Source organism: Pseudoalteromonas sp. McH1-42, from assembly GCF_022347845.1.
Taxonomy (GTDB): Bacteria; Pseudomonadota; Gammaproteobacteria; order Enterobacterales; family Alteromonadaceae; genus Pseudoalteromonas; species Pseudoalteromonas rubra_D.
Window position 1 is genome coordinate 140,429 of record NZ_JAKRFU010000004.1, and the last position, 26,883, is coordinate 167,311.

21 protein-coding genes are annotated in these 26,883 nt (G+C 47.7%); 10 read left to right on the forward strand and 11 right to left on the reverse strand.

The window, feature by feature from the left end; all coding sequences use genetic code 11:
* The first annotated feature begins 87 nt into the window (after nucleotides 1–87).
* Entirely contained in the window at nucleotides 88–1,413 is a 1,326-nt protein-coding gene (gene pssA / locus MHN31_RS05020; RefSeq protein WP_194867892.1) for a CDP-diacylglycerol--serine O-phosphatidyltransferase, read from the forward strand.
* 39 nt (nucleotides 1,414–1,452) lie between these two features.
* Here pssA and asnB read toward each other — a convergent pair whose 3' ends face one another.
* The 7 genes from asnB to MHN31_RS05055 form a co-directional block, all read right to left on the reverse strand.
* A complete protein-coding gene (asnB, locus tag MHN31_RS05025; protein WP_194867893.1) occupies nucleotides 1,453–3,129 on the reverse strand; it encodes an asparagine synthase B in 1,677 nt (558 codons plus the stop codon).
* 170 nt (nucleotides 3,130–3,299) lie between these two features.
* Nucleotides 3,300–3,962: a pyroglutamyl-peptidase I gene (gene pcp / locus MHN31_RS05030; RefSeq protein WP_049863767.1), complete on the reverse strand. Its 663-nt coding sequence runs from the start codon at nucleotides 3,960–3,962 to the stop codon at nucleotides 3,300–3,302.
* Nucleotides 3,955–4,974 (reverse strand): DUF979 domain-containing protein, encoded by a 1,020-nt coding sequence (locus MHN31_RS05035; RefSeq protein WP_239443611.1) that lies wholly within the window; start codon nucleotides 4,972–4,974, stop codon nucleotides 3,955–3,957. The genes pcp and MHN31_RS05035 overlap by 8 nt, the downstream gene beginning before the upstream one ends.
* Nucleotides 4,971–5,714, reverse strand: coding sequence for a DUF969 domain-containing protein (locus MHN31_RS05040; protein WP_058795166.1), 744 nt, complete (start codon nucleotides 5,712–5,714; stop codon nucleotides 4,971–4,973). The genes MHN31_RS05035 and MHN31_RS05040 overlap by 4 nt, the downstream gene beginning before the upstream one ends.
* Complete coding sequence (locus MHN31_RS05045) at nucleotides 5,711–6,646, reverse strand: biotin-dependent carboxyltransferase family protein (RefSeq protein WP_239443612.1); 936 nt, start codon at nucleotides 6,644–6,646, stop codon at nucleotides 5,711–5,713. The genes MHN31_RS05040 and MHN31_RS05045 overlap by 4 nt, the downstream gene beginning before the upstream one ends.
* The gene (gene pxpB, locus MHN31_RS05050) at nucleotides 6,640–7,296 is read right to left on the reverse strand and encodes a 5-oxoprolinase subunit PxpB (RefSeq protein ID WP_194867896.1); all 657 of its coding nucleotides are present in this window, start codon (nucleotides 7,294–7,296) and stop codon (nucleotides 6,640–6,642) included. Before pxpB ends, MHN31_RS05045 begins: the two co-directional genes overlap by 7 nt.
* A 200-nt stretch (nucleotides 7,297–7,496) precedes the next feature.
* Nucleotides 7,497–9,011 carry a leucyl aminopeptidase gene (locus MHN31_RS05055; RefSeq protein ID WP_239443613.1) on the reverse strand — a complete coding sequence of 505 codons (1,515 nt, stop codon included), beginning with the start codon at nucleotides 9,009–9,011 and terminating at the stop codon, nucleotides 7,497–7,499.
* 233 nt (nucleotides 9,012–9,244) lie between these two features.
* On the opposite strand from MHN31_RS05055, the gene msrA reads away from it, so the two are divergent.
* Complete coding sequence (msrA, locus tag MHN31_RS05060; RefSeq protein WP_239443649.1) at nucleotides 9,245–10,507, forward strand: peptide-methionine (S)-S-oxide reductase MsrA; 1,263 nt, start codon at nucleotides 9,245–9,247, stop codon at nucleotides 10,505–10,507.
* A 24-nt stretch (nucleotides 10,508–10,531) separates the two neighbouring features.
* Here msrA and MHN31_RS05065 read toward each other — a convergent pair whose 3' ends face one another.
* A complete protein-coding gene (locus tag MHN31_RS05065; RefSeq protein ID WP_010385368.1) occupies nucleotides 10,532–10,723 on the reverse strand; it encodes a hypothetical protein in 192 nt (63 codons plus the stop codon).
* 265 nt (nucleotides 10,724–10,988) lie between these two features.
* Between MHN31_RS05065 and MHN31_RS05070 the strand changes: the two genes are divergently transcribed.
* Nucleotides 10,989–11,855, forward strand: a complete 867-nt coding sequence (locus MHN31_RS05070; protein WP_239443614.1) for an ABC transporter substrate-binding protein — start codon at nucleotides 10,989–10,991, stop codon at nucleotides 11,853–11,855.
* Nucleotides 11,856–11,919: 64 nt separating this feature from the next.
* Here the strand turns inward: MHN31_RS05070 and MHN31_RS05075 are convergent, their stop codons facing one another.
* Entirely contained in the window at nucleotides 11,920–12,942 is a 1,023-nt protein-coding gene (locus tag MHN31_RS05075) for a LacI family DNA-binding transcriptional regulator (protein ID WP_125561317.1), read from the reverse strand.
* A 387-nt stretch (nucleotides 12,943–13,329) separates the two neighbouring features.
* Here MHN31_RS05075 and glk point away from each other — a divergent pair, with 387 nt between their 5' ends.
* From glk to MHN31_RS05110, 7 genes are all read left to right on the forward strand, one after another.
* On the forward strand, nucleotides 13,330–14,346 hold the full coding sequence (gene glk / locus MHN31_RS05080; protein ID WP_239443615.1) for a glucokinase: 1,017 nt from the start codon (nucleotides 13,330–13,332) through the stop codon (nucleotides 14,344–14,346).
* Between the two features lie 14 nt (nucleotides 14,347–14,360).
* On the forward strand, nucleotides 14,361–15,374 hold the full coding sequence (locus MHN31_RS05085; RefSeq protein WP_125561313.1) for a LacI family DNA-binding transcriptional regulator: 1,014 nt from the start codon (nucleotides 14,361–14,363) through the stop codon (nucleotides 15,372–15,374).
* A 260-nt stretch (nucleotides 15,375–15,634) separates the two neighbouring features.
* Nucleotides 15,635–17,488, forward strand: a complete 1,854-nt coding sequence (edd, locus tag MHN31_RS05090; protein WP_239443616.1) for a phosphogluconate dehydratase — start codon at nucleotides 15,635–15,637, stop codon at nucleotides 17,486–17,488.
* A 23-nt stretch (nucleotides 17,489–17,511) separates the two neighbouring features.
* Entirely contained in the window at nucleotides 17,512–18,132 is a 621-nt protein-coding gene (locus tag MHN31_RS05095; protein WP_125561309.1) for a bifunctional 4-hydroxy-2-oxoglutarate aldolase/2-dehydro-3-deoxy-phosphogluconate aldolase, read from the forward strand.
* Nucleotides 18,133–18,149: 17 nt separating this feature from the next.
* Complete coding sequence (gene gap, locus MHN31_RS05100) at nucleotides 18,150–19,154, forward strand: type I glyceraldehyde-3-phosphate dehydrogenase (RefSeq protein WP_194867903.1); 1,005 nt, start codon at nucleotides 18,150–18,152, stop codon at nucleotides 19,152–19,154.
* Between the two features lie 203 nt (nucleotides 19,155–19,357).
* Complete coding sequence (locus MHN31_RS05105; protein WP_125561304.1) at nucleotides 19,358–20,785, forward strand: TIGR00366 family protein; 1,428 nt, start codon at nucleotides 19,358–19,360, stop codon at nucleotides 20,783–20,785.
* Between the two features lie 283 nt (nucleotides 20,786–21,068).
* Complete coding sequence (locus MHN31_RS05110; protein WP_239443617.1) at nucleotides 21,069–22,943, forward strand: S8 family serine peptidase; 1,875 nt, start codon at nucleotides 21,069–21,071, stop codon at nucleotides 22,941–22,943.
* Nucleotides 22,944–23,033: 90 nt separating this feature from the next.
* On the opposite strand, the gene MHN31_RS05115 is transcribed toward MHN31_RS05110, so the two are convergent.
* Both MHN31_RS05115 and MHN31_RS05120 read right to left on the reverse strand, forming a co-directional pair.
* Nucleotides 23,034–24,239 (reverse strand): hypothetical protein, encoded by a 1,206-nt coding sequence (locus tag MHN31_RS05115; protein ID WP_239443618.1) that lies wholly within the window; start codon nucleotides 24,237–24,239, stop codon nucleotides 23,034–23,036.
* 189 nt (nucleotides 24,240–24,428) lie between these two features.
* Nucleotides 24,429–26,645 (reverse strand): TonB-dependent receptor, encoded by a 2,217-nt coding sequence (locus MHN31_RS05120; RefSeq protein WP_239443619.1) that lies wholly within the window; start codon nucleotides 26,643–26,645, stop codon nucleotides 24,429–24,431.
* Nucleotides 26,646–26,883: the final 238 nt, after the last annotated feature.

Sequence of the window (26,883 nt, forward strand, 5' to 3'; positions counted from 1 at the left end):
TATTTCATGACCTGAGAGTTTTTTTTTGCTATGTTCTAGGGAATTTTTCTCTGTCTATTTGACGTTAGTCTGTTTTTAAAGGTAGTTATGGCATTTTGGCAGGATAAACCTGGGTTTTCACTGGAAGCGGAAAGTTGCAGAATACTCACTGACGCGAAACAGTATCATACACAGCTTTTGACACTCATTCGCGGCGCACAGCAACGCATTTATTTAACCGCGCTGTATTTGCAAGACGATGAGGCGGGTCGTGAAATACTCTCTGCTTTACATAAGGTAGCAACAGAGCGGCCACAACTGGAGATCCATGTGCTGGTCGATTTTCATCGTGCTCAGCGTGGTCTGATAGGCGAAGCCAAATCAGAAGGTAATGCGAAGCTGTATTGTGATATGCAAGCACAGTTTGGCTCACAGGTTAAAGTTTACGGTGTGCCGGTCAAAGCAAAAGAACTATTTGGGGTACTTCATCTTAAAGGGTTCGTGATCGATGACACTGTACTTTACAGTGGCGCCAGCATTAACAATGTCTATTTGCAGTATGGTGATAAATACCGCCTTGATCGCTACTTTGTGATTAAGAACCCCGCACTTGCGGCAAGCTTCTGCCATTTCCTGGATACTTATTTGCTTTCCAGCGAGGCGGTTCCGAGATTGGATTTACGCCCACTTAAACCGTTTTCAGAGTTAAAGTTGGCGCAAAAGCAGCTGATGAAGCAGCTCAAAAAAGCTCAGTACGACATGAGTGCGGCAACCGCGGAAAAGGGCTTAAATGTGCGTGCTTTTCTGGGGTTTGGTCGCCGTACTAACAAGCTAAATCGACTTATCAAAGCCTTGTTCGACACTACAGAGCGTGAGCTGTTGTTATACACACCTTATTTTAATTTTCCGGCTCCCTTACTGCGCTCATTGCGAAGGTTGCTCAAAGAAGGTAAGACCGTCACCATAGTGATTGGTGATAAAACCGCAAACGACTTTTATATTTCGCCTGATCAGCCGTTTAGTCGTATTGGTGCTTTGCCTTATTTGTACGAGACCATTTTGTACAAGTTTCTTAAATCGCAAAGACGTTATCTCAATGCCGGTCAGTTGAATGTTTACTTGTGGCGCGATGGCAATAACTCATTTCATCTGAAGGGGATTAACCGGGATAATCAGGTACATCTGATGACCGGCCATAATCTAAATCCGCGTGCCTGGGGCCTGGATATCGAAAATGGTATTCTGATAGAAGATCCTGAGCAGCAACTCGAGCAGGCCATTAATCAGGAACGTGATGCTATTCTAGCTAACTGCACCAAACTGGCCGGTCCGCAGGATCTTGAAACAGTGGATGATTATCCATCACCAGTGAAGAAAATACTTGGCCAGGCAAAGCGGGTTAAAGTTGACTTTATTATCAAAAAGTTCATCTAAATAAAAAAGGGCCTGATGGCCCTTTTTTATACGCCACTGTTATGAGTTGGTATTGTCATAGGCATGGCTGTGGACATTGGCTGCACGACCTGAAGGATCCGCGTTTTGCTCAAATGACGCATCCCAGGCCAGTGCCTCGGGCGTGGAGCAGGCGACTGATTTACCGTGAGGCACACATTTGGCTGCCGCATCCCCAGGGAAGTGTGATTCAAAAATACAACGGTAGTAGTAAGCCTCTTTGCTATCCGGGGTGTTGATAGGAAAGCGGTACTGGGCGCTGGCTAGCTCCTGATCGCTGACCTTCTCGTCAACATACTCTTTTAGCGAGTCTATCCAGGAATAACCAACGCCATCGGAGAATTGCTCTTTTTGACGCCAAAGCACATCGTCTGGCAGGTAGCCATCGAATGCTTCACGAATGATGTGTTTTTCAATGCGTCCTTCTTTACACATTTTATAATCCGGGTTAGTACGCATGGCTATATCCACAAACTCTTTGTCGAGGAAAGGTACTCTGGCTTCCACTCCCCACGCAGCCATGGACTTGTTCGCACGCAGGCAGTCAAACATATGCAGTTTAGAGACTTTACGGTTAAGCTCTTCATGGAATTCCTGGCTATTGGGGGCTTTATGGAAATACAAATAACCCCCAAACAACTCATCAGCTCCTTCCCCTGAAAGCACCATTTTTATCCCCATGGCTTTGATGTAACGTGCCATCAGATACATCGGGGTAGATGCCCGAATTGTCGTGACATCGTAGGTTTCTAGATGATAAACCACCTCTTTAAGTGCATCGATACCCTGCTGCACAGTAAAGTGGATTGGGTGATGAACTGTGCCTATCTGATCGGCGACCTTCTGCGCAGCTGCCAGGTCAGGTGATCCTTCCAGGCCGATGGAGAAGGAGTGTAGTTTGGGCCACCAGGCTTCAGTCGCATCATCGTCTTCAATGCGTCGCGCCGCAAATTTTTGCGTTATGGCCGAAATAACGGATGAGTCCAGGCCCCCAGAGAGTAACACGCCGTAAGGCACATCACACATGAGCTGACGTTTTACGGCAGCTTCTAATGCCTCTTTGACCGTACCAGGTTCCGCCTTATTATCCTTAATCGCATCAAATTGCTGCCAGTCTCGCTGATAATAGGGTCTCAGCGTGCCTTCTTTTGAGTACAGGTAATGTCCTGGCGGAAACTCTTCAATTTGATTGCAGATAGGAGTGAGCGCTTTCATTTCGCTGGCGACATAGAAGTTACCATGCTGGTCACGACCTGTGTATAGCGGAATAATACCAATATGGTCGCGACCAATCAGGTAGGCATCCTCTTGCTCATCGTACAGGCAAAAGGCAAAAATCCCGTTCAGGTCATCCAGAAATTCAGGGCCTTTTTGCTTGTATAGTGCCAGTAATATTTCACAGTCTGATTGGGTTTGAAAGGTGAAAGGGACGCTTAGTTGCTGCGCCAGTTCCTTGTGGTTATATATTTCACCATTTACGGCAAGAATATGCGTCCGCTCCGGGTTGTACAAAGGTTGTGCGCCACTGGATACGCCAACGATGGCGAGTCGTTCGTGCACCAGGATTGCTTTCTCACTGGCATAAACACCGGACCAGTCGGGCCCGCGGTGGCGTAAACGCTTAGACATTTCTATTGCCTGCTCACGCAGAACGCTTGGGTCGGATTTAATTTCCAACACACCAAAAATTGAACACATAATGGACCTCATTCCTGTTAGCTATTATTGTCGAGCACCTGTATTTTCGGTGTCTCGTGCTCATAGTACTATCAGAAATGGGATATCAAGTCACATAAAAAAACTGTGATTTTGGTGAGTAAATGTTGCCCTGTTTTGGTGCAAAAATGAACCAAAATAGGGCGGTGTGGCTAGTGAGTGGTGCCCGCAGCAATCTGCAGGTCAGTATCATGGGTCAGCGCAGAGGAAATCATGACTTTGAGCGCATCAACGACCTGAGGAGCACTCATACTGGGTGCACCGATTTGGTGCGTGGCTTGTTCGGGTAAGTAAGGGATATGAATGAAGCCACCACGACAATTGAGCTGATGCTCATTGATATAGTGAAGTAATCCGTACATGACATGGTTACACACGTAAGTGCCGGCGGTATTCGAAATACTGGCCGGGATCTGCGCTTGTCTGAGGTCATTGAGCATATGTTTAACGGGGAGTGCAGCAAAGTAAGCGGCAGGCCCTCCCGCTAATACCGGCGTATCTATCGGCTGAGCACCGGCATTATCCGGAATACGTGCATCGTTAATATTGATAGCAACACGTTCAATAGAAATATCCGCGCGGCCACCTGCCTGGCCCACACACAGAACCAGCGCAGGGGCATATTTATCTATGGCTCTGTTCAGTTGTGTTAAGGCATGATCAAACTCGCAAGGAAGCTCCTTGGTACGGATTGTGTGTCCTGCTATGTGGCAACCGTCGAGCTGGTGTACAGCCTGCCAGGAGGGATTAATCGATTCACCGCCGAAGGGCTCGAAACCCGTCAACAATACGGTTTTATGCGTTCCTTTAGTCATTGAAGATGACTCCATACATGAGCAAGATGTTAATGATTAACAGCGACAAAGCTGTCGGAATTTGAACTTTGATAACCTGATATTTGTCTTTCAGATCTAATAGCGCTGCCGGAACGATATTAAAATTGGCGGCCATAGGCGTCATCAGAGTTCCGCAATAACCTGAATACATACCGATGGCAACTAACGGGGCCGGACTTGCGCCATGACCTTGAATTAGAAATGGCACGGCAATACCGGCTGTCATAACAGGGAAAGCAGCAAATGCATTACCCATGACCATTGTAAACAGGGCCATTCCGATACAGTAAATAACAACCAGCATGAAGCGGTTGTCGGGAGAAACAAATAATGTGACCAGATCTTGAATGGCAGTGCCGGTATTGGCGACGATGAACACCCCTCCCAGCATCGCGAGCATTTGCGGCAGAATTGCGGCCCAGCCTATGGAATCAACCAGGCGTCGTGATTCCCCCAGAGCCTGAAACGGGCTACCACCGGTAAACTTCCAGCTGACTAACAGTGCGACTGTACAGGCCAGCGTCAGTGCTGCAAGGGTCACATGACTCTGGTCGAATACAAACAACCCTGCTACCTGAATATCTTTGAGCAGGATAGTACACACCACAGTTACTATGGGGATAAGCACTGCGGGAATAAACAGCTTATTACCGATCCGTCGGGCACTGGCAGTCTGCACTTCGTCACTGGGTATATCGTAGCTGCCCATGGAGACCTTGCCCATTCCGGCCAGTATTGCGATGGCGATGACAAAGCTTCCTACCCAGCGATGGGTCAGGTTTTCTCCCAAATAGGCGGCAGATAAATCACCAAACAGAAACACACTACCAAATAATCCCCAGAACAAGGCGGTAGTTAGTCGTTTTGGGTGGTGTTTATCTTGCAGTGTTTTGACCACCAAAAATAACACCACGAAGCCGATTAGCAGATATATATTATCAATCGACAGGATAGCAGGCTGCGCACTGGCAGAGGAGGCTATTGTGCTCATGCCAATTCCTCCCGGGCAACTGAATTGCTTGTATTGGAGCCGTTTTGCTCGGCATGCAGGGCTATTTGCGTTCGTATCTTGGCTTCTAGTCTGGCCAGTCGAAACAGGTGGACAATCAATGCCGCAATGGCTGTCGGAATGGCCCATAAACCAATATGAAGAGGTTCAATTCCCGTAATGCCATTTTCTCTTAAAAAGGCATCCATTAGTAATACGGCACCAAAGGCGATGAAAATATCTTCACCAAAGAAGACGGCAATATTATCACACGCTGCGGCATGCGCACTGATCATATCCCGGACAGGTTTGGGTAAGTCTCCATGCATGTTACTTGCTGCACCAAGCGCCATAGGTGCTAATAAAGGACGTACTGTTTGAGGCTGGCCTGCAAGGTTGATGAGGCCAAGCGCTGCACTACATTCACGCACAACAAAATAGACGCTGAGGATCCGCGCTGTGGTGGCACCTTTGATACTGGCTATCCAACTTTTGGCATGCTGCTGTAAGCCATAGCGTTCTAAGATAGCAATCACAGGCAAGAGTAATAAAAAGCTCGCTAACTGGCGGGAGTTAAGAAATTTTTCTCCAAAGGTTTCCAGCAAAGTCAGGTAATCTAAATCGACTGCCCAGCCGGTGACGAGCCCGGCACAGGTCACGACCAGCAGGGGGTTAAAACGAAAGGCAAATCCGAGGATCACCACCAGTATCCCTGTAAGGGGTAAAAAATTAAGTTCGCTCACGAAATACTCCTGTCGCGATGTGTCAGCGCAATGCGCAGTTGGTTGAGATGAAATTGTTGTTGTTGTATCTCTTGGTATGCCTGAGCCGGGGTGACGAGCGTGAAGCTAATGCTATCTCCGGCACTCAATTGAGCAAAGTGTCTCAGATCCGCCGCAATCACCTGAGCGACCATTGGGTAACCGCCTGTGGTTTGACAATCATTCAGCAATACAATAGGCGCGCCGTTTGGCGGTAGCTGAATGGTGCCAGGTAACACGGCCTGACTGTTGATAGAAACCTGATGAGTGACTAGCTCAGAGCCCGAAAGTCGCATACCCATTCTATTGCTATCTGGCGATACCTGCCATTGCTGAGTGCACAATAGCTGCTGTGTTGTAAGGGATAACCGTTCGCAATGTGGGCCCGGCAATATGCGTATTTTCTTGTGGTAGGGAGGTTGAAGTGCGCCAGCACTGCTTTTTTCTATACAGCTTTCATAGTGCAGCTGATCGCCGGCGGCCAATGCTGAACCATTTATGCCACCAAATCCCGCCTGAATATCGGTCGAGTGTGAGTCCAACACGGCTTTCAAGCTGAACCCACCTTCGACACTCAGATAGGCACGCAGTGCCTCGGAGCTCGAGGCGAAGCTCAGGATCTGACCTGGCTTGCTAAAATAGCGCCAGCCGGGTGTCAGTGGTGTATCGTCAAGGCGTGCACTCAGGTCTCCCCCGGTCAGTGCAAAATTGGTAGCTGTCGTAAATTTTAGCTGGGCTAGTCCGACCGTGATTTCAAGTACCGCGGTATTTGGCGGGTTATCCAGTAACAGGTTGGCAATCTGCAGTGCCATGGGGTCCATCACACCACTTTGCGAGACCCCCAGATGACGATGCCCATGTCGTCCTAGATCCTGGATACACATTTGCACGCCGGGCTTAATGACTTCTAGCATAGGCCCTCCTTCTGTGGCACAAATTTGACGTTATCACCTGGCTGAAACAAGCTGGGGGACTGCGCATTGGCATCGAATAAGCGAGTAATGCTGTTACCCAGCAGTCGCCAGCCGCCGGGAGAGGCGCTGGGGTAAATCGCACTTAAATCTTCAGCGATGGCGACAGAGCCGGCTGGCACATGTGTTCTGGGTGAGCTGAGACGGGCAACCTGAAGCTGCTCTGGCACACTACCCAGATAGGCAAAACCAGGTAAAAAACCCAGAAATTTGACCTGATAAGTCGGTGAACTATGCAGCTCGACGATGTCTTGTTGCGATAAGTTCAGCTGTTCGGCCAGTGGTGCCAGATCTGGGCCTGCTTCTCCTCCATATATAACCGGGATTTTGTGAGTGTTGGGTTGAAAGTCTTCTGCACTGAGTGCATGCCATTGGCTGAGTAATGCTTCTAGCCATTTAGTACCCTGTGTAGGGTCTTGCAAAACCAGGGTAAGAGAAGTTTTTCCAACTACAATATCTGTGTACCCGGCCTGTTTTTGCAGGTAGCGATGTAGGGCAAACAAACGGTTCTGTTGTTCGTTGTCGAGTCGGGCGCAGTTAAGGTCGAGTACAACAGCTTGCTCGCCGAGCAGATAAGTCTGTTCTTGTGTCATGGTTTCTTATTTTCATTTTATTGTCTTCACATGTGGCGGCCCATAAGTGTCGGTTCACTCAGAGGGACACCCGGGCAAAGCATAGCAAGCTTATTGTTGGCTGTCTTGCCAAACCTGTCCAGCGTTGTCAGTCTCAGAGCTGACCACAGCTAAAAAAAAGCCATGCAAGGGTTGCATGGCTCTGTTCGGTTGGGATTGAGTTAGTTGCTTAACAACCATTCACTCAACAGGCGTACACCAAACCCGGTGCCACCTGGAGATACTTCACCTTTACCTGTGGTAGTTAGTGCGTTTCCGGCAATATCAATATGTAACCAGCGCGTATCACCGGCAAAGTGCTGCAGGAATGAGGCCGCTGTGGTTGCGCCAGGGCCGCCAGAGCCAATATTGGCAATATCTGCAATATCGGACTTCAGCATATCTTTGTAGCCCAGAGGAAGTCGCCATAGCGGCTCATTAACAGCTTTGCCTGCAACCGTAAATTCTGTGACCAGCTGGTCATCGTCTGAGAAAACTGCTGCATAGCGGTTACCGACTGCACGGATTTTTGAGCCTGTCAGCGTCGCAAGGTCAACCATTACCTCTGGCTTGTAGTAGGTGCGGGCGTACCACATAGCATCACTCAATACCAGGCGGCCTTCCGCATCTGTGTTGAGGATTTCGACACTCAGACCTTCTGCTGTACGCAGTACGTCACCAGGCGCGATAGAGTTTTCAGAAACCATGTTCGCGGCCATGCCCATCACAGCAACAACGTTCACATCTGCTTTTGCCAGTGCCATGGCCTTCACTGTACCCAGTACCGCAGCAGCGCCAGCCATATCTGATTTCATGCGGGCGATAGATTTACCTGTTTTTATGCTATAACCGCCTGAGTCAAACGTGATCCCTTTACCAACCAGTGCGATTGGGGTGTCGTTATTTCCTTTATAATGGGCTACGACCAGGCGTGCGCCTTCTTTACTGCCTCTGCCAACACCTTCTAACGCGTTCATTCCCAGAGACTTAAGTTGCTCAGGTTCCAGGATTTTAACTTCAACACCATATTGCTCAAGTTGTTTTGCGGCATTTGCAAAGTCAACTGGCGTCATTTCAGTCGGGACCTCTGAGGTCAGGTCACGCGCCAGAAAAACACCTTGTTCGATATAGCTTAAAGTTATGTACTCGGCCTGGGTCTGACGCTGGTCATCAACACTCAGGCTATAGGTCATGCTGTGTGTATTTGGTTCTTTTTTGTATAGTTCAAAAGTGTGGTCGCGCAGATTTGCTCCATGTGCATATTGTGCAGCAAGCGCATGATTGCTTAGCTGACCATTAACGCCTTTAAATGCGACACTAACGGTACCAGCTTCTTTTTTCTCAAGCTTGGCATGCAGGTTACCACCAAGCTTGGCCATTTTTGCGCTATCCAGCTCATCACGCTCGCCAAGACCAACGACCAGAATGCGCTTGTGTTTTGAGTCCACAGGCGCCAATACTTCTACAACCTTGCCGTAATCACCTGTAAATTTGTCTGCTTCAAGTGCTTTGGTAAGCTGTTTACGGGTATCTCTGTCAAGAAATTTAAATGCATTGCTTTGCTCACTATCCTGAAACACAACCAGTGCATCGGTTTTTTCGTTCAGTTTACTGGTGAATTGGATGTCAGCGGCCAAAGCCGAAGCTGAGCCGAAAAGTGCGACGCTGAGTGCGCAAAGACGAGTAGATAATGACATTGATTAAACCCTCAATAACTAATTTGGGTTTTGTTTTACCCTAAACGCTCAGATTAATTAATTAAATGTCGTTGAATGACACAGAATCCTAGTTAAAGTGCGGGCTGGTAGGTTTTTTCCCCGAAAGTGAAATTGCAGTTAGGGTTTCGCGGTCTCAGTAGACAACAGATATTTATTTAAAGGATACCGGAGTGAATAAACGACTAATTCTGGGATTTACGCTGATAAGTGCAGTGAATCTGGTGAATGCTGGTGAAGTCTCTGTCAACAGTACGACACCTGAGCAAGCCAGCTCGCATATTAAAACGTTGGTTTTGGGATCTGGGTGTTTTTGGGGGGCAGAAAAACGTTATGAGGCTTTACCCGGTGTGATAGATGCCGAGTCTGGCTATGCTGATGGCCGCGGGTTTAAAGCAAGTTACAAGGCAATTACGGCACCCAGCAGGCGTTTTGATCCTAACAACTATGCTGAAGTAGTACGGGTCACTTACAATGCCAGTCGACTTTCGACCGCGTCTTTGCTTAAAGCTTATTTTGAAAGCCATGACCCGACTCAGAAAAACCGTCAGGGCAACGACATAGGTACACAATACCGCTCGATAATACTGTACACCGATGAAGCGCAAAAAAAGCAGGCTACTTCGTTAACTGAGCAGTATCAGGTGTTGTTGACGGAAGCGGGATATGGCCAAATTCAGACCGAGCTTAAACCGCTTGCAGCTTTTGTACGGGCAGAAGAATATCACCAGAATTACTTGGTGAAAAACCCCAATGGGTATTGCCCGGATCACAGTACTGGTGTCACTTTTGTCGATGTGGCAGAGCAGCAAGTTGACAACGACGCTTTGCTAACGGGCAAGCACGTGGTTGTGATTGATGCGCCTTACTGTCCCTATTGTGACAAGTTTAAGCAGCAAGTCGTGAACGATTATCAGGGCAGCATTCCTTTACATTTTCGCCGCGCCAGTCAGTTGCAGGGGCTGAGTATCATGTCTGCAACTTGGGCAACACCTACCATTTTATTTCTTGAAAATGGTAAAGAAGTTGCTGGCTTTCAGGGCTATATGAATCGTAAGGAATTCTATCAGGCGCTGGGTGCATTTAAATTGGGTGACAGCGACGCCTTTAAAACCGCATTTGAGCAGGGCACAGACAGGCCGTTTTGTAAGCAATATGACTTGTTCAAGAAAACAGGGGATGGGGTCTTTGTTGATAAGCTCAGTGGTCAGCCTTTATTTGATACGAAAGATAGGTTTAATTCGGGCACTGGCTGGTTGTCATTTAAGCATCCGGTCGCAGACAGTGTGACTTATCATGAGGATAATAGCCATGGCATGCAACGCGTTGAGATCCGCTCTAGTTCATCCGGAATTCATCTGGGTCATGTATTTGCTAAGGAAGGGCCCGGTGGAAGCGATCGCTACTGCATCAATGCGACCGTATTAGAGTTTAAATCAAGACAAGATTATCAGGCAAATCACCCGTCATCTGACTGAGTAACTCGGCCATGAGCTAAAGGACTAGCACCCGATAGCCTGAGACAGAGGACAATTGTTGATAGACTCTTCCCAACAAAAGCGGTTTTCTGTTGGTGCACAGTTATTGAAGTAGCTTTTTGGACGACCTCCTGCCACTTCTGGCGTCGCTTGCATTGCCAGTGCTTTGTCTGTACTGAGTCTTTTGATGCTTTTTTTGTTTAAATTGAGTTTCATTTTGATATTCCTTTTAAAAAAATGCGTGGTGTTCATTTATTGAACAATACTCACGTTGGTACAGTTGTAATAATATTGTGAAATTGTTTTTCATGTATCTTTGTAAATAATTGTGTCACAAAAAAGACATGCGATGCGAAGGTACGGCAGAACGATTTTATAACTATACTGAAGAAACCTGTATTTTGGCTTCTGTCTTATTATGCATCCTTTGTTCTGTGTTTTGATTCTGGCATGGTCGTTGTCGCTGAGGGCCGCGCAGCCAGTGCAAATCCTCTACAACGACTGGACCAGCCAACAGGTTCTTTCTCATATTGTGGCAGATATTTTTACGGAGCTGGGCTACCAGACAGAGTTTATCGAGGCTAAAACGGATGGCCAATGGTTCTTGCTTAAAGCCGGTATGGCGGACGTACAGGTCGAAGTGTGGGAAGGCACCATGGCAGATAAATATGCCCAGCTGATGCAAAGCCAGGTCATAGTCGACCTGGGGGATTATGCGCTAAAAACCCGTGAAGATTGGTGGTATCCACTTTATGTTAAGCAACATTGTCCCGGGCTTCCCCATTGGCAGGCACTGATCCAGTGTGCGGAGGTATTTGCCCGTCCCGGTTCCCACGGTAAAGGGGTATACATTGCAGGGCCATGGGAAAAGCCAGATAGAGCCAGGATCCGGGCACTGAAGCTGCCATTTGTTGTGGAACAAGTCGAAAGCGGTGAGGCTTTGTGGAAAAAGCTGGCCATTGCGCACAAAATCAAACAGCCCATTCTCATGTTTAACTGGACGCCTAACTGGGTGGGTGCTGTATATCCGGGTGAGTTTGTTGAGTTTCCGGACTTTGACGAGCGATGTGAAACTGAGCCGGGTTGGGGCGTGAATCCCAAGTTTCTGTTTGACTGCGGCAACCCCAAATCTGGCTGGTTAAAAAAAGTGGTCAGCACGCCGTTTTTTGAGCAACATCCTTGCCTGGCAGAGGGCTTGCGTCAGTTCAATATGACCGGCGCAATGCTTGAACAGCTTGCTGCTATGGTAAATCTGGAGAATTTCACCCCAAGCTTGGTTGCGAAGCATTGGCTTGAAAATAATCAAATACACTGGCGCAAATGGTTCGCCAGTTGCTCGCGCTCTTAATATATAGACTGAAATACCACCAAACGACATGCTCTCTATATAGCAGTAATAATAAAACGTGAGTTTACGCGGATCGCCGGACAATCAGCTTTGGTGGTAATAGGGTATCTGTGACGGCTTCTCCTTTAATTAAAGAGAGCAGGTTATTGACCAGCATCTGGCCAGCCAGCGTTGTATTCTGCTGTACGGTTGTCAGGGCGGGTGAGATAAAGTTGGCTGCAGCGATATTGTCGAAGCCAATAACGGCAACATCCTCAGGCACGTCTTTACCGGCCTCTTTGAGTGCTTTCAAAGCGCCAATAGCAATGAGATCGCTGGCTGCAAATAACGCATCAAATTGAATATTGTTAGCCAACAACGAGCGGGTTGCATGATAGCCAGACTCTTCGGTTGAAATCGCATTGGCGATTTGGCGTTCAGACAATGTACAATTATTGGCTGTCAGGGTGTCTCTAAACCCCTTAAAGCGTGCGAAAAATTCAGGGCTGTGCTCTGACGCGTCGCCTATAAAAGCATACTGTGAGCGATTTTGCTGTAGCAGATGTTCCGCTGCCAGTTTACCTCCGCCATAGTTATCACAGCTGACCGTTAAATCATCACGCCCATCGACAGTCGCTCCCCAGCAGACAAACTTGGTATTCTGGGTGAGCAATTGCTGAAGGCGAGACTGGTAGTCCATGTAGTCGCCATATCCGAGCAGAATGATACCGTCGGCACGGTGGCTATCCTCATAGTCCGCACGCCAGTCCTGACTGGTGGACTGAAAGGATACCAGCAGATCGTAGCCTTGCTTTGCGCATGCACGAGTGATGCTACCCAGCATATTAAGAAAAAACGGGTTTATCTGTGATTCATCTCCGGTGGGGTCTTCAAACAGCAATAAGGCCAGTGTGCTGCTTTGCTGAGTGCGCAGGTTACTGGCATTTTTGTCGACCTTATAATTGAGCTCCTTTGCTACCTCCCAGACGCGACGACGCGTTTCTTCATTGACCAACGGGCTGTTTCTCAGCGCTCGCGATACGGTAGACTGGGAAACACCCGCAAAATGGGCGATATCAAAAGAGGTAGCTTTGCCTTTAGGTTTCATAGTGCACTGGTTTTGAGTGATAACCTGATTATTGTCAGCAAATGAATAAAATTTGCAAGTCTAATATCTCTGTTACTGCTTTGGTAACATATTTGATTGGTTGTTTTTCCACAACATTGTATATGGCAAATAGAATTGACGCGAAAACACGCAGTTGGCAGACGTAGCACTGATCTGGAGAAAATTTTTATTGCCTCCATCTGACACCGGTGTCATAATGTCACTGTTTTATCATTTTGTTGTCAAAACGTATTTAGCTGTCCTTTCGGGGACAGCCTTTTTTCAGCTGAACGTGCAAAGTTATCTAGCTGAATCTTGGCATCATCACCAAGCCAGTTACCTTGGAAGTTGTGCACTCAGTGCACCCAGATAAAAGAGAAAAACAACATGAGCCAGACAACACCTCATAGCTCGAATCACGCAGGACAGGCCTTTGAGCCAATTGTCGTTGCAGATATTGGCGGTACCAATGCCCGCTTTGCTGTCGTAACCCATTACGAATCGAGCAGCAATCAGTTTGTTATTAGTCATCAGTCTACGTATCCCAGCGCCGAATTCCCCTCTTTTGAAACTGCCATTAGCCGTTATCTCAATGAACTACCTATAGCCAAGCCAACACGCGCGTGTTTAGCCGTTGCGGGTCCGGTTAAGGCGCAGCAGGTTTATCTGACGAATCTTGGCTGGCAGTTTAACAGTCAGGATATTAAACAGCAGTTTGGTTTTAATGAACTGGCTGTGATCAATGACTTTGCGGCCTTTGCTTACGCTGCACCTTATTTAGACCCGAAACAAAATATAGAAATTAAATCGGGTCAGGCTCAGGCTGGCGCCAATATCGCGGTTATGGGACCGGGCACAGGCTTTGGTGCCGCCTGTCTGGCCAGAGACATTAATGGTAGTGCTGTGATGAGCTGTGAGGCTGGTCACATCAGCCTTGCTGCAGTAACCGAATTGGACCAACAATTGTTGGCAGCTCTGAAACAGGAGATTGCACATGTCTCTGTTGAAGAGGTGTTCTCGGGTCGCGGATTGGCACACCTGTATCAGGCCATGGCCAAGGTAAAAGGCCATACCGCAGAAAGGTTGAGTGCAGCACAGATCAGTGAACGCGCATCAGAGTGTGAGATCTGCGATGCGACGTTGAATCATTTTTGTGACTGGATCGGCAGCGTAGCTGGCGACCTGTCCTTAACGTTTGGTGCGCTAGGTGGCGTATTTATTGGTGGTGGGATATTGCCGCGAATGGCAGAGCGACTCAAGTCCAGTCAGTTTGTTGAGCGTTTTGTGACTAAAGGGCCTATGAGCCAGTACGCAGGCCAAATCCCAGTCACCTTAGTCGTGCAGGAAAATATTCCTTTGATTGGTGCCGCAGCCTGTTTACATGAGCGTGCGAGCATCAGATAGTCAGGATAAGTGTAATGAAGAAAGTGACCATTAACAGTGTCGCACAGTATGCGGGAGTCTCGAAAAAGACCGTTTCTCGTGTGCTGAATAATGAACCTAACGTCAGCCCGGCGACCCGTGAGAAAGTACTTAAGGTATTCAAAGAGCTGGACTATCGGCCAAACCCGATAGCTCGGGGGCTAGCGCGCAATAAGAGCTTCATTATCGGCTGTCTGTATGATAATCCGAGTAAAAGTTACATTACCCGGGTACAAAGCGGTGCGTTAGAAGCGTGTCATAAACACAATTACAACTTACTGATCCACCCGTGTGAGCTCAGGGGAGAGGCGTTAATTGACAACATAGATCAATTGCTGACGACGTCTCGCCTCGACGGGTTGGTGTTGACGCCGCCATTTTCTGATTCAAGGGAATTGATAGAGTTTCTTAAGCAGAAGCAAATCAATTATGCGCTGGTGGCCTCTGCGATCCAGGATGATGACTCCATCTCTGTGTGTAGTAACGACGAGCAGGGCGCGTATGAGCTAACCGAGCACCTGATTGCGCTTGGGCATACAGACATTGCATTTATTAAAGGGCACCCGGATCACAGTGCCACCGAAAACCGGTTTAACGGCTATAAACGGGCGCTCGAACAGCATAAAATTCCTTTGCAAGAACGGCTTGTCGCGGAGGGCAACTTCAGTTACCACTCGGGTGCAGACAGTGCCAAGGCAATACTCGACCTGACACCACGTCCCTCAGCAGTGTTTGCTTCGAACGATTACATGGCGGCTGCTGTGCTTAAGCTGGCAACCCAACGGGCGTTGCGAGTGCCTGAGGATTTGTCTATTGCCGGGTTCGATAATGCACCTATTGCCAGGCATATCTGGCCGGGCCTGACGACCATTGCACAGCCAGTTGAAGAGATGACCCGACAGGCGGTTGAGCAACTGATACTGCAGATTTCTGAGCCTCAGGAAGAGGTTTATCATCGTGTGCTGGAAGCGCGTTTAATCACTCGCGAGTCAACAGCGCAAAACCACTAAATCCCATTTTTATACTTGCCCAAAGCCCGGCCGTTACTGGTCGGGCTTTTTTGTTTGTTATTTGTTCATTTGTGAATTTTAGACTAAATTTAATGTAAGGGTTGACACCGGTGTCAGAAACGTGAGTAAATATAGTGACACCGGTGTCAGGTTGGGGTGAGAGACAACCTGATAGCGTACCTTTGAACGGGTAAATCAAAGCTGCTCAGTACAGGGAGAGCTGTACTGAGCCTTTTCCTCTAACAATAGAGAGTTGAATTATGTTGCATCCTCGAATTCATGAAGTCACTCAACGCGTTATCACTCGCAGTCAGCAATCTCGTCATGCCTATCTTGAGCGTATCGAACAAGCAAAAAAACAAACTCGAGTCAGAGCCGGACTAGGCTGTGGTAACCTGGCACACGTGATGGCGGCCTGTTCGAGCAGTGACAAAGCCAGATTAAAAGCCGATGAGCAGCCAAACCTGGCCATCATCAATGCCTACAATGATATGTTGTCTGCCCACGTACCATACAAAGAATATCCGGATCAAATCAAAGCGATTGCAGAAAAATACGATGCGACTGCGCAGGTTGCGGGTGGTGTACCCGCAATGTGTGACGGTGTAACGCAGGGTCGCGACGGCATGGAACTGTCTTTATTCTCACGTGACGTCATTGCGATGTCGACAGCAGTTGCACTCTCACACGATGTGTTTGATGGTGTGTTCTGTCTAGGTGTGTGTGACAAAATCGTTCCGGGACTGTTGATTGGCGCACTATCATTTGGTCATCTTCCCATTTATTTCCTGCCAGCAGGTCCGATGCAGTCGGGTATTCCAAACAAAGAAAAGGCGCGAGTCAGACAAAAGTTTGCACAAGGCCTGGTGAGCCGCGAAGAATTGTTGGAAGCGGAAAGCGCGTCTTACCATAGTGCCGGTACCTGTACTTTCTACGGTACCGCTAACTCAAACCAAATGCTCATGGAAATCATGGGTTTGCATTTACCGGGCAGCTCATTCATTAACCCTTACACTGAACTGCGTGAAGGGCTTACAGCCAGCGCGGTAGAAACCATGCTGAAGCAGCTTCAGGGTGATGGCAAAGTCAATAGCCTCGCGGATGTGGTCAGCGAGAAAACAGTGATTAACGGCTTAGTTGGCCTGTTAGCGACGGGTGGTTCGACTAACCACGCGATTCACTTGGTTGCGATGGCTAAAGCGGCTGGCGTTGACATTACCTGGAAAGACATGGCTGATTTATCGGAAGTCGTGCCACTATTGACACGTATTTATCCAAATGGTTCTGCGGATGTGAATCACTTCCAGGCTGCCGGCGGTATGGGATTCCTGATGCGTGAGTTACGTGATGCGGGATACCTGCACAATGACGTGAAAACCATTGTTGGTGAAGGTTTAGATGTGTACACCAAAGAACCTGTACTGGATGTGGATCCTTCACTCATCATGACGGACAGCAAGGGTCCGGCAAAAGTGAAGTGGATTGATTGCCCTGCAGATTCTTTGGACGAAGAGGTACTCAGACCTGTTTCTAATCCATTCAACAATCAAGGTGGCTTACAGCTACTGAGTGGAAACCTGGGTAAATCAGTGATTAAAGTGTCGGCCGTTGCAGAGCAACATCAAGTGGTGTCGGCACCTGCCAAGGTATTTAGTTCACAAGCCGCATTGCAAGAGGCTTATACGCGAGGCGAACTTAATCAGGACTTTATTGCGGTTATCAAAGAACAAGGTCCTAAGGCAAAAGGGATGCCGGAATTACACAAATTGACGCCGGTCATGGCGAGCTTGCAGGATGAAGGCTTTAAGGTTGCCATTGTGACAGATGGCCGTATGTCAGGTGCGTCCGGTAAAGTGCCTGCGGCTATTCACTTGGCTCCAGAAGCCGTTGAAGGCGGGCCAATTGCCAAAGTACGAGAAGGTGATTTGATCACATTAGATGCACCAAAAGGTGAGCTGTTACTGCATGTGAGCGACGAAGAGCTTGCACAGCGTGAGATTAAACTAACGGAAGTTGGTCCAACATTTGGTACGGGGCGCGAGTTATTTAGCGGCTTCAGAAATATTGTCAGCAGCGCCGATTTAGGTGCGAGTGCATTCGGCATAGAAGAATAATAGCAACTGGGAATGAGGACATTATGAGCATTAAAGAAATATTATCAGCGGCACCGGTAGTACCCGTTATTGTTATTGATGATTTAGAAGATGCAGTGCCATTAGCACAGGCATTATATCGCGGTGGTCTTCGCGCATTGGAGGTGACATTGCGTACGCCAGTTGCTGCACAAGCAGTAAAGGCGATGAAAGAAGCGGTACCTGAGGCTTATGTAGGCACAGGTACTGTGGTTGACAAAGCGTCATTCGACGCTTCTGTTGAGGCTGGCGCCGACTTCATGGTGAGCCCGGGTGTCAGCTCAGAATTGCTGGCGCTGGCAAAAGAATCTGATATTCCGTTTCTGCCTGGTGCGGCGACACCGAGCGAAGCGATGGAACTGGCTGCGCAGGGCTTTAAGTTTCTTAAGTTTTTTCCGGCAGAAGCCGCAGGTGGTACGGCGATGCTGAAATCAATCGGTGGTCCTTTACCTCAGGTGACGTTTTGCCCAACAGGTGGGATCAGCTTAGCAACAGCACCCAGCTACCTGGCACTGAATAATGTGATATGTGTAGGTGGGACCTGGATGCTCGATAAAACACTTATCGCAAACAAAGACTGGCAAGCCATCGAAGCGCTTGCTCGACAAGCAAGTGAAGTAAACTAATTTAGGGGAATAGGGTTATGATTAATATTGCAATTAATGGCTATGGCCGTATCGGTAGAAATGTACTGAGAGCACTTTACGAATCAGGTCAAAATGACCAGATCAAGATTGTCGCGATCAATGATCTGGCACCAGCACAAACTAACGCACACCTGACTCAGTTTGACTCTGTACATGGACGCTTTAACTTCCCTGTTGAATTAAAAGACAACACGCTGATTGTAGGTGAAGATGAGATCACACTGACTCAGGAGCGCGACCCTGAGCAATTACCGTGGCGCGATCTGAATGTTGACATCGTCCTTGAATGTACTGGTTTGTTTACTTCGCGTGAAACAGCAGGTAAGCACATCACTGCGGGTGCAAAGAAAGTTATTGTGTCTGCGCCTGGCACGGATATGGATGCCACAGTGGTGCACGGTGTGAACAGCGATGTACTAAACGCAGATAGCACTATAATTTCAAACGCGTCATGTACAACTAACTGCCTGGCGCCAGTGGCCAAAGCGTTGAACGATACCATAGGTATTGAGCAAGGCAGCATGACCACGATTCATGCTTATACCAATGACCAAAACCTGTGTGATGTATATCACAAAGACCTGTACCGTGCGCGTAGCGCAACACAGTCGATGATCCCGACGAAAACCGGTGCCGCTAAAGCGGTTGGTCTGGTACTGCCAGAACTGGCAGGCAAATTAGATGGCATGGCGGTACGTGTGCCTACCGTAAATGTCTCTGTGGTTGACCTGACCTTTATCGCTAAACGAGAAACATCTGCTGCGGAAGTTAATGAGATCCTTCAGGGGGCCGCAGAAGGTGCAATGGCAGGTATCCTTGAATATAACACTTTGCCGCTGGTATCTGTGGACTTCAATCATAACCCGGCCTCTTCTGTCTTTGATGCGACTCAGACTAAAGTAGATGGTAAATTGGTGAAAGTCATGGCCTGGTATGACAACGAGTGGGGCTTCTCAAATCGTATGCTGGACCAGGCAAAAGCATTGGCTGCGTTCCTATAAGTAGCACGCTTAGCAGAAGTTTAAATTCTTTCGTCATTTTAGCCCCACACCATGTGGGGCTTTTTTGTACGTGCTTTTTTAATCCAAACCGTGTGTTTACCTTTTTTAACGCCAAAGTTGGTTTATTAGGCGCGTGGTGTTTGCACCTTAGGGTTGATTTTTATTACACTGCGCACAATTTTAATTAACGACAAAGAAATAACATGAAAGAAGGGTTTAAAGTACCTCATACGCTCATCCTGCTGTTGTCTATGATGCTGGTGGCATATATTGCGACCTGGCTGGTTCCGCAAGGTTTCTTCGACACCGTCACGCTCGATAATGGCCGTCAGGCTGTCGTGCCCGGCACTTATGCACTGGCTGAAGCACAAACTCATTTAACACCGATGGATTTCCTGGTTGCTATTCCGCGTGCATTTGCGGCTGCACAAGACGTTATTTTCTTTGTTTTCATTGTTGGTGGTGTTCTGTCAATTGCACGTGCAACGGGCACCATTGATGCTTTGATTGGCCGCTTACTTGAGCGATTTGGTCATAAGCCAAATATTCTGATTTTTATGGTGGTGTTTTGTTTTGCACTGGCATCCGGTGTGATTGGTACTGCGGGCGAATATATTCCCTTTGTTCTAATTCTGGTGGGACTGTGTAAAGCTATGCGGCTGGATGCGATGACCGCCGTGGGTATGGTTGTGGCAGGGTACGGGATTGGCTATGGTGTATCAGCCTTTAACCCCTTTACTGTGATGGTGGCACAAAAGGTTGCTGACATTCCGGTTTATTCAGGTATTGAGCTACGTCTGGCGATTTTCCTGCCGTTTGTTTTAATTGGCTTTCATCATGTATGGAGCTACGCCAAAAAAGTACAGGCAAATCCTGAGCTATCCCTGACGAAAGGCTTGCCTTGCCCGCTAGCAGGCTCAGCGGAAGCAAATTACCCGGTGCTTAATAAGCGCCATCAAATGATCCTGTTCGGCCTCGTTGCCACCATCATCACGGCAGTCTGGGGTATTTCCCAAAAGGGCTGGTATTTGTATGAACTCGGCGCGGTGTTTATCTCCTGGGGTATTTTCACTACGTTAGTGGGCCAGATCGGTGCTGATCGTGCTGCAAATGAGTTTATCGAAGGGGTGAAAGACCTGGCAACCACAGCTATTCTGATTGGTGTTGCAAGGGGCATTGCGTTAATTATGGAAGATGGCCAGATCTTGCACACTTTGGTTTATGCGATGTCATCGCCGCTTTCACATTTAGGTGCTGAGCTGGCTGCAGTTGGTATGTTTATTATGCAAACCTTGTTGAACTTGTTTATTCCTTCGGGCAGTGGTCAGGCGTATGTAACTATGCCGCTTATGGCACCGGTTGGTGACATCATTGGTGTGTATCGTCAGGTTGCGGTGCTTGCATACCAGTTTGGTGATGGTTTCTCTAATATGATCATTCCGACCAACGCAGTACTGATGGGTATCATCGGAATGGCCGGTGTACCTTATCATTTATGGTTCCGATTCTGTCTGCCGTTATTCGGCAAGTTGATGCTGGCTGCGTCGGTGGTATTGGTGCTTGCGGTTACTTTTGGTTATGGTGAAGATGTACAGCCAAAAGTGAATGCAACGACACAGGTTCACTCGTAATATATCCGCTCGCAGAGTAAGTGCTCTGCGAGCAATTTCAGCGTCGACGCTCAGCCTTATCTTCCTCTCGTTATGCTCGTGACATAGATCGTTGTCAATCCGGGTTTTCACCTTGTTGCATGCCAAAGCTTATTGTTTTTACGACGCAGTTCACAAATTGGGGTTCTGGGTAATTTTGTTACCTTTTTTATTTGATTGTAAATGAGTTCTGTTTTTTTTGTGCTTGACAGTTTGAAAGTTGAGGTGCTAGTAATAGATTTGAACCCATAAAAGGAACTGTACAATGAACATAAAGAAACAGCCTCTTGCTTGTCTTATAGCTTCACTGCTCAGTGTAAGTGCTTTCGCAACAACCGATCGTGACTATCAACACCGTTGGCTTGATCCAAATGGTGATCCTATGCTCGCATTACAGTGGAACTTATTGAATTCGGGCGTATTGGCAAATACTCAATCAGGAATTGATCTGAACTTATGGCAGACACACATCTGGGGTCATAAAGGACAGGATATTCTCGTTGCAGTCGTGGACTCTGGCGTGGACATGGAACACGCAGACTTAGATGCCAATACGATTGACGATCCTTTAATTGATCCACAGCCCAATTTGGGCGCCGATCACGGCACTATGGTGGCCGGAATAATTGCAGCGGTTCAAAACAACATCGGTGTGCGTGGGGTCGCGCCAATGGCGAAGGTCACGGCATTTACCAATTATGGCGGAACCTTTGAAAGTCATGAGCAGTGGAAAATAAGCCATGGCTATGATGGTGACCTTACGGATAATTCAACTTCAGATCAGATCCGCATTTTTAATAAAAGTTATGGTATGAGCCCGTCAGTGAGCCTGCCTTATACCTTTTCAAAAACCATTCAGGATAGCCAGGGTAAAGATATCCTGATGTTCAGCCAACCCGAGCAGGAAAAGATTTATGAAGCGGTTTCTCTGTCTACTGAACAGGATCCTCGCACCGCAGTCTATGTACAGGCAGCCGGAAATTCATATCGCGATTCTCGCGTTCACTATTTTACAGACACTGGACTAGGCTTTTTAGGTTATAGTTTTCCGGTTGGTGGCAATTATGGTTTGCCCTGGACAAACGGCAACTCACTTTATACTCCAGCGAACTTCTGGAACCTGACCGTTAGTGCGTTGAGTGCTGATGGTGTGCTGTCAGACTATTCGACGGTTGGAAGTAATGTGTTTCTGACCGCCCCTGGTGGACTGGACAGAGGCACCCCAGGTCATGCGACAACGCGTATTTCATGTGCCTGGTATCTGGAAAACATTGATGCAAACTTCGCTTGTAATGGCGAGGATGATTTTACTGTACGAATGAATGGTACGTCGTCAGCGGCACCGAATACGTCGGGCGCTATTGCGTTACTACTTTCTGCTGCGCAGCAACAGAGCCACGACCTGACACCGCGCGACATTCGTCATCTCCTGGCACGCACAGCGACAAAAGTGGATCCGACACGCGCCGACATCGATGTGAATGGCATTACAGCATTTGAAGGGTGGAGCACTAACGCAGCAGGGCATCTATTTTCGCCTTACTATGGTTTTGGCTTGATCGATGTAGACAAAGCGACTGAGCTGGTGCGCCGTTATGCAATCGAACAACTCCCATCTGAGTTGGTTAAGACGCCCTGGTATGGGCTGAATGACGTTGTGAACGCAACCATTGCGGATGATGCCAGCCAGACGACAACAGCAAGCATTAATATAACCGATGACTTGTTTATTGAAGGCGTTCAGATCCGACTCAATGCACGACATGCACGTATTTCAGATTTGAAAGTAGAGCTGGAATCACCGAGTGGTACCCGCAGTATCCTGATGTCACCCTTTAATAACTTGATAGGGCAGCATTTAGGCTTGCCAGAACAGTCACCCGGTAGTCAGGATGGCTATACAGATCACCTGATGCTCAGTTACAAGTTTTGGGATGAGAAAGCCAATGCAGGCAATGGCCAGTGGACATTACACATCACAGATATGAGTGATGAAACCCGGACTTTTGGGCTCTTCGATTTCGTCAATGGGGGTCAACTTCGTGAGGTAGAGAACAATCCTGAGGCTGGTGTGTTACAGGGCTGGTCTATCCGTATTCTGGGTCATAAAGTGAAAGTAACGAAGAAAAAAACGCTGTAAACCCTTGAAGTGGTTGCAATGGCAACCAATAAACCAAAACGCCGTGTCTCATTGAAATACGGCGTTTTGAGATGAGTCGTGATACAACGGCTAGTCTAATTTAAGCTCAAAACTACCTGTCACCTCTTCGTCTTTGAACGTGCCTAATGGTAGCGTAAAGTCAAAATCCGCTTTGATGTGCGTGTCCGTGTTGTCGCGTGACAAATCAATGGTTCCCCAGCTGTTCTTAAGGCCACTGATCTCTGGGAATACAGGGGTACTTAGCTGCGCATATTTTTGATCTAAACCGTGTACATTGCTAATTGAAGCGAATGGAGAATCTGGTGCGTCATCCATTACAAATTTCAATAATAATGGGCTGCCTTCGTACTCGCTGGCGAGTCGCAAAGTCGTCGCTGTGGCACTGTCCACTACGTTAGTACCGCCGATTTCAAGTGCTTCGACAGTCGTCGTCGCAATGATACCGCAGACTTGAGCTGTTTCACTCAACTCAGGGTAGTTAGTGAAGTTGACAGATAACTGACCAAAACTGTCTTTTTGGGTGTCGCTGACGTGTTTGAATGTGCTGGTAGCCGCAACGTTTTCGCCACACATTCTGGTAATGGTAAAGCTGTTCTCATTCTGAGTGAGTACTGTTGAGCCTGTCCCTTCTGTACAGTCAATATCCGTGTAGAACTCGGCAATCTTGACGCTGCTGTTTTGCTGCTCACCACATACACGCGCAGTAAATGCCGGATCATTTTGGTCTACATTGATAATATCCATAGGGCGAGTGAGCTTAACCACCACATTGTTAAACCCACCGTCATCACGCTGCGTTTTGATATATTGGTGTGCTGTTTCTGTCCAGGTACTACCAAAAGTGAGCACGCTTAAATCAAGCGTCTCTACAACGTTGCTAGTATTTGGTTGAGGTGCAATGATGTTAGTATCTGTATCAGCAACTGACACAGAGCTAAATTGATTCACAAACCCTATCACGTTAGAGGAATCTTCCAGTTTTACGGAGATACTCAAAGAGGATTGTTGGCTGACTTCCGGGGCGGTGAATTTAATGGTATCACTGCCTTGGCCTGTGAATGGCACATCGCCATTTACGCCACGTACTGTCCAGGTAAAAGTGAGGTTTTTAGCATTGTTGCCCGTGGTATTTAATGAGAGGGTGACTTCCTCACCTTCGTTCACATCGATAAAAGAAGGAAGCTCTGTATAAGTCACTCTGTTTTCATTGAGTGAAGTGCTTGGAGTATCGCCAGCGTCGGAACCGCCGCCGCATGCAGCAAGGGACAGGGCCATAGTGACACATAGGAAGAGCTTTTTATTGGGGAAGAATCTCATATTGAAGTTTACTCACATTCGTTCAAAAAGCCGGCATGTTAGTGCTTATTAGCTATGAAAACAACAGTGATTGATGAATGATTGTAAACAACGGAAGGAAGGCAGGCTACCAGTCAGTAACTGGCAGCCTGTATGAGGTTATTTTGGTTAGAATGTCGCGCGGTAGCGAACACCAAACTCGCTGGCATCATTGCTCTTGATCACCAGGATATAGTCACCGGTATTCAGGCGTGCATCATCATAACGCTCATCAAAGATGTTACGACCATACAAAGAAATATCCCAGTTGGTGTTGGCTGGTGCGTAAGAGATATCAAAGTTGACTGTGGTACGGTCATCGATTTGTGTCATGCGACGCGGATCTGAGCTTGGCTCACCATACATGCTGTCGCGGTATGAGATATCAAAACGCGTGTTGACGGTTGCATTGTTGCTCAGTTCAAATTCATAAGATGGGCTGATAGAAGCAGTCCACTCAGGCGTGAGCGGGGCAACCGGCTTAATGCCATTTTGTTCTTCTACATCTACATCCATGAAGCCGAAGCTTGAATGCAAGGTAAAGCGGTCTGTGACATAGTAGGTGCTTTCAAATTCGATACCGCGTGAAGTTTGCTCAACAATCAGGTTGTTTGTGTCGAATCCTGAGTCCGTTACTACATTCACCTGGTATGGCAGGTCTTCATATTCTGTATTGAAAAACGCCACACTCATGCTGAAGTCGTCAGTCAATTGACCTTTAAAGCCGGTTTCATAGTTGATAGCACTGATGTTTTCACTTGCCATGAAAGCATTATTAGCACGTACAGCGGCCGCGGCATTTGGGTTGTCAAAACCGCCTTCGCCGAAGAATTGACCGATCAGGAAATACGGACGAGCAGGGTACTGACCAGACTGATAACCCGTTTGAACCGTACCGTACCAGTTCAGACCATTTTCAAAGGTATAGTTGGCAGCGGCTTCCCATGAAATCTCATCCCAGTCTTTGCTTGAAGAAATGGTGCCGACAGGGTCAAATACGTTAGTTGATGCTTCTTTCTCATCTTCTGTATAACGTACACCACCGGTCAGACGCAGATCATCTGTCAGGTCATATCCCAGGTTGAAAAATACGGCGCGGCTGGTGGTTTCCTGATCCAACTCAAGTTTAGTTGGGCCACCGTCAAAGCTTGCTTCGTCTGAACTCTGGCGGTTGCTGCCCTCTTCGTTAAACCAGTACAGACCAGTGACGAAATCCGCGCGGCCCAGGTAGCCAGTTAGTTGAAGTTCCACAGAAGTCTGATCTGCTTCACCACGTTCTGGATAGTGATCGAGCGCGATAGCTGTACCATCGTCATCCAGGCCCGCTTTATACTCAGAAGAGCGCTTACTGAAGATGAACTTAGTGCCAAAATCGGCATTGATGTCGTATTCGGCAGTCAATGAGATACCGTTTGCTTTGTTTGAAACGGTCGCTGTCTCTATGCTGCTGGTTGCATTGTCATACGGGTCGGCAGCGACCATAGAGTTGCGCAGGCCTGCTTTATATAAACGGCCTTCCGGCATTTCATCAATTAAAACAGTAAATGGACGTGTACCACCTTCACCGTCATTGGCGTCAGCAGTAAGAACTAAACGCAGATCATCGGTAGGTGTGTATTTAACGGATACACGACCATGGAACTCCTGATTCTCACCCACATCGTATTCAGCATTTGGCAGGTTAGTAAATTCACCCAGTCCACCGCGGCGGTTAAAGCCCATATTAAAGTTGAACGCCAGTTCATCAGTCACAGCCTGGTTAGTGAACATGCTTGCTTTAATACGGCCACGTGTGCCTGTTTCTGCGCTCACCTTAGTCACAGCTTCTTGATCTGGTTGCTTGGTGATGATGTTAATGGCGCCACCGATTGAGTTACGACCATACAGAGTGCCCTGAGGACCACGCAGTACTTCAATGCGCTCGATGTTAGCCAGGTTCCAGTTTTGACCTACCTGGCGACCCAAGTAAACACCATCTACATAGACGCTGACGCCTGGATCTGTGGTGATCAGGTGGTCTTGCAAGCCGATACCACGAATAAATGGGTTTGCAGATGAGTTATGACCTGCAGAAAACCCTGTAATATTCAGGTTTGGAACAAATTTGCCCACATCAGTGATGTCAGAGATACCTTGCGCATCCAGATCATCTCCTGAGAATGCACTCATAGCGATCGGTACTTCATAGATAACCTGTGAACGTTTGGTCGCGGTTACTGTGATGGCTTCGATTTTTGATTTCTCAGCTTGTGCTTCTTCTGCAAAAACTGGGGCAGAAGATAAGCCGGCCATTGCCAGTGCCATGGCGGTTGCGATCGGAGTAAGATTGCGTGCTGTGGTGCTCATGTATGTTCCTCAAGTTAGAAACGGTTAATTTTAAATCTCGTGTGTGTTGGTTTCTGCGAGGGAAGTCGCCAACCGGGTTGAATGGCTATCACTGAGCTGGCTTTTGACATTTATAAAATTGACGCGCACAAAAAAGCAATCACCATAAGGGGACTGCATGACTTTTATTAACAAGAATTTTAAAAATGAAAGGCCAGCAAAAGCTGCTATTCGGTTGGGCGTGCATTCTACAATGTAA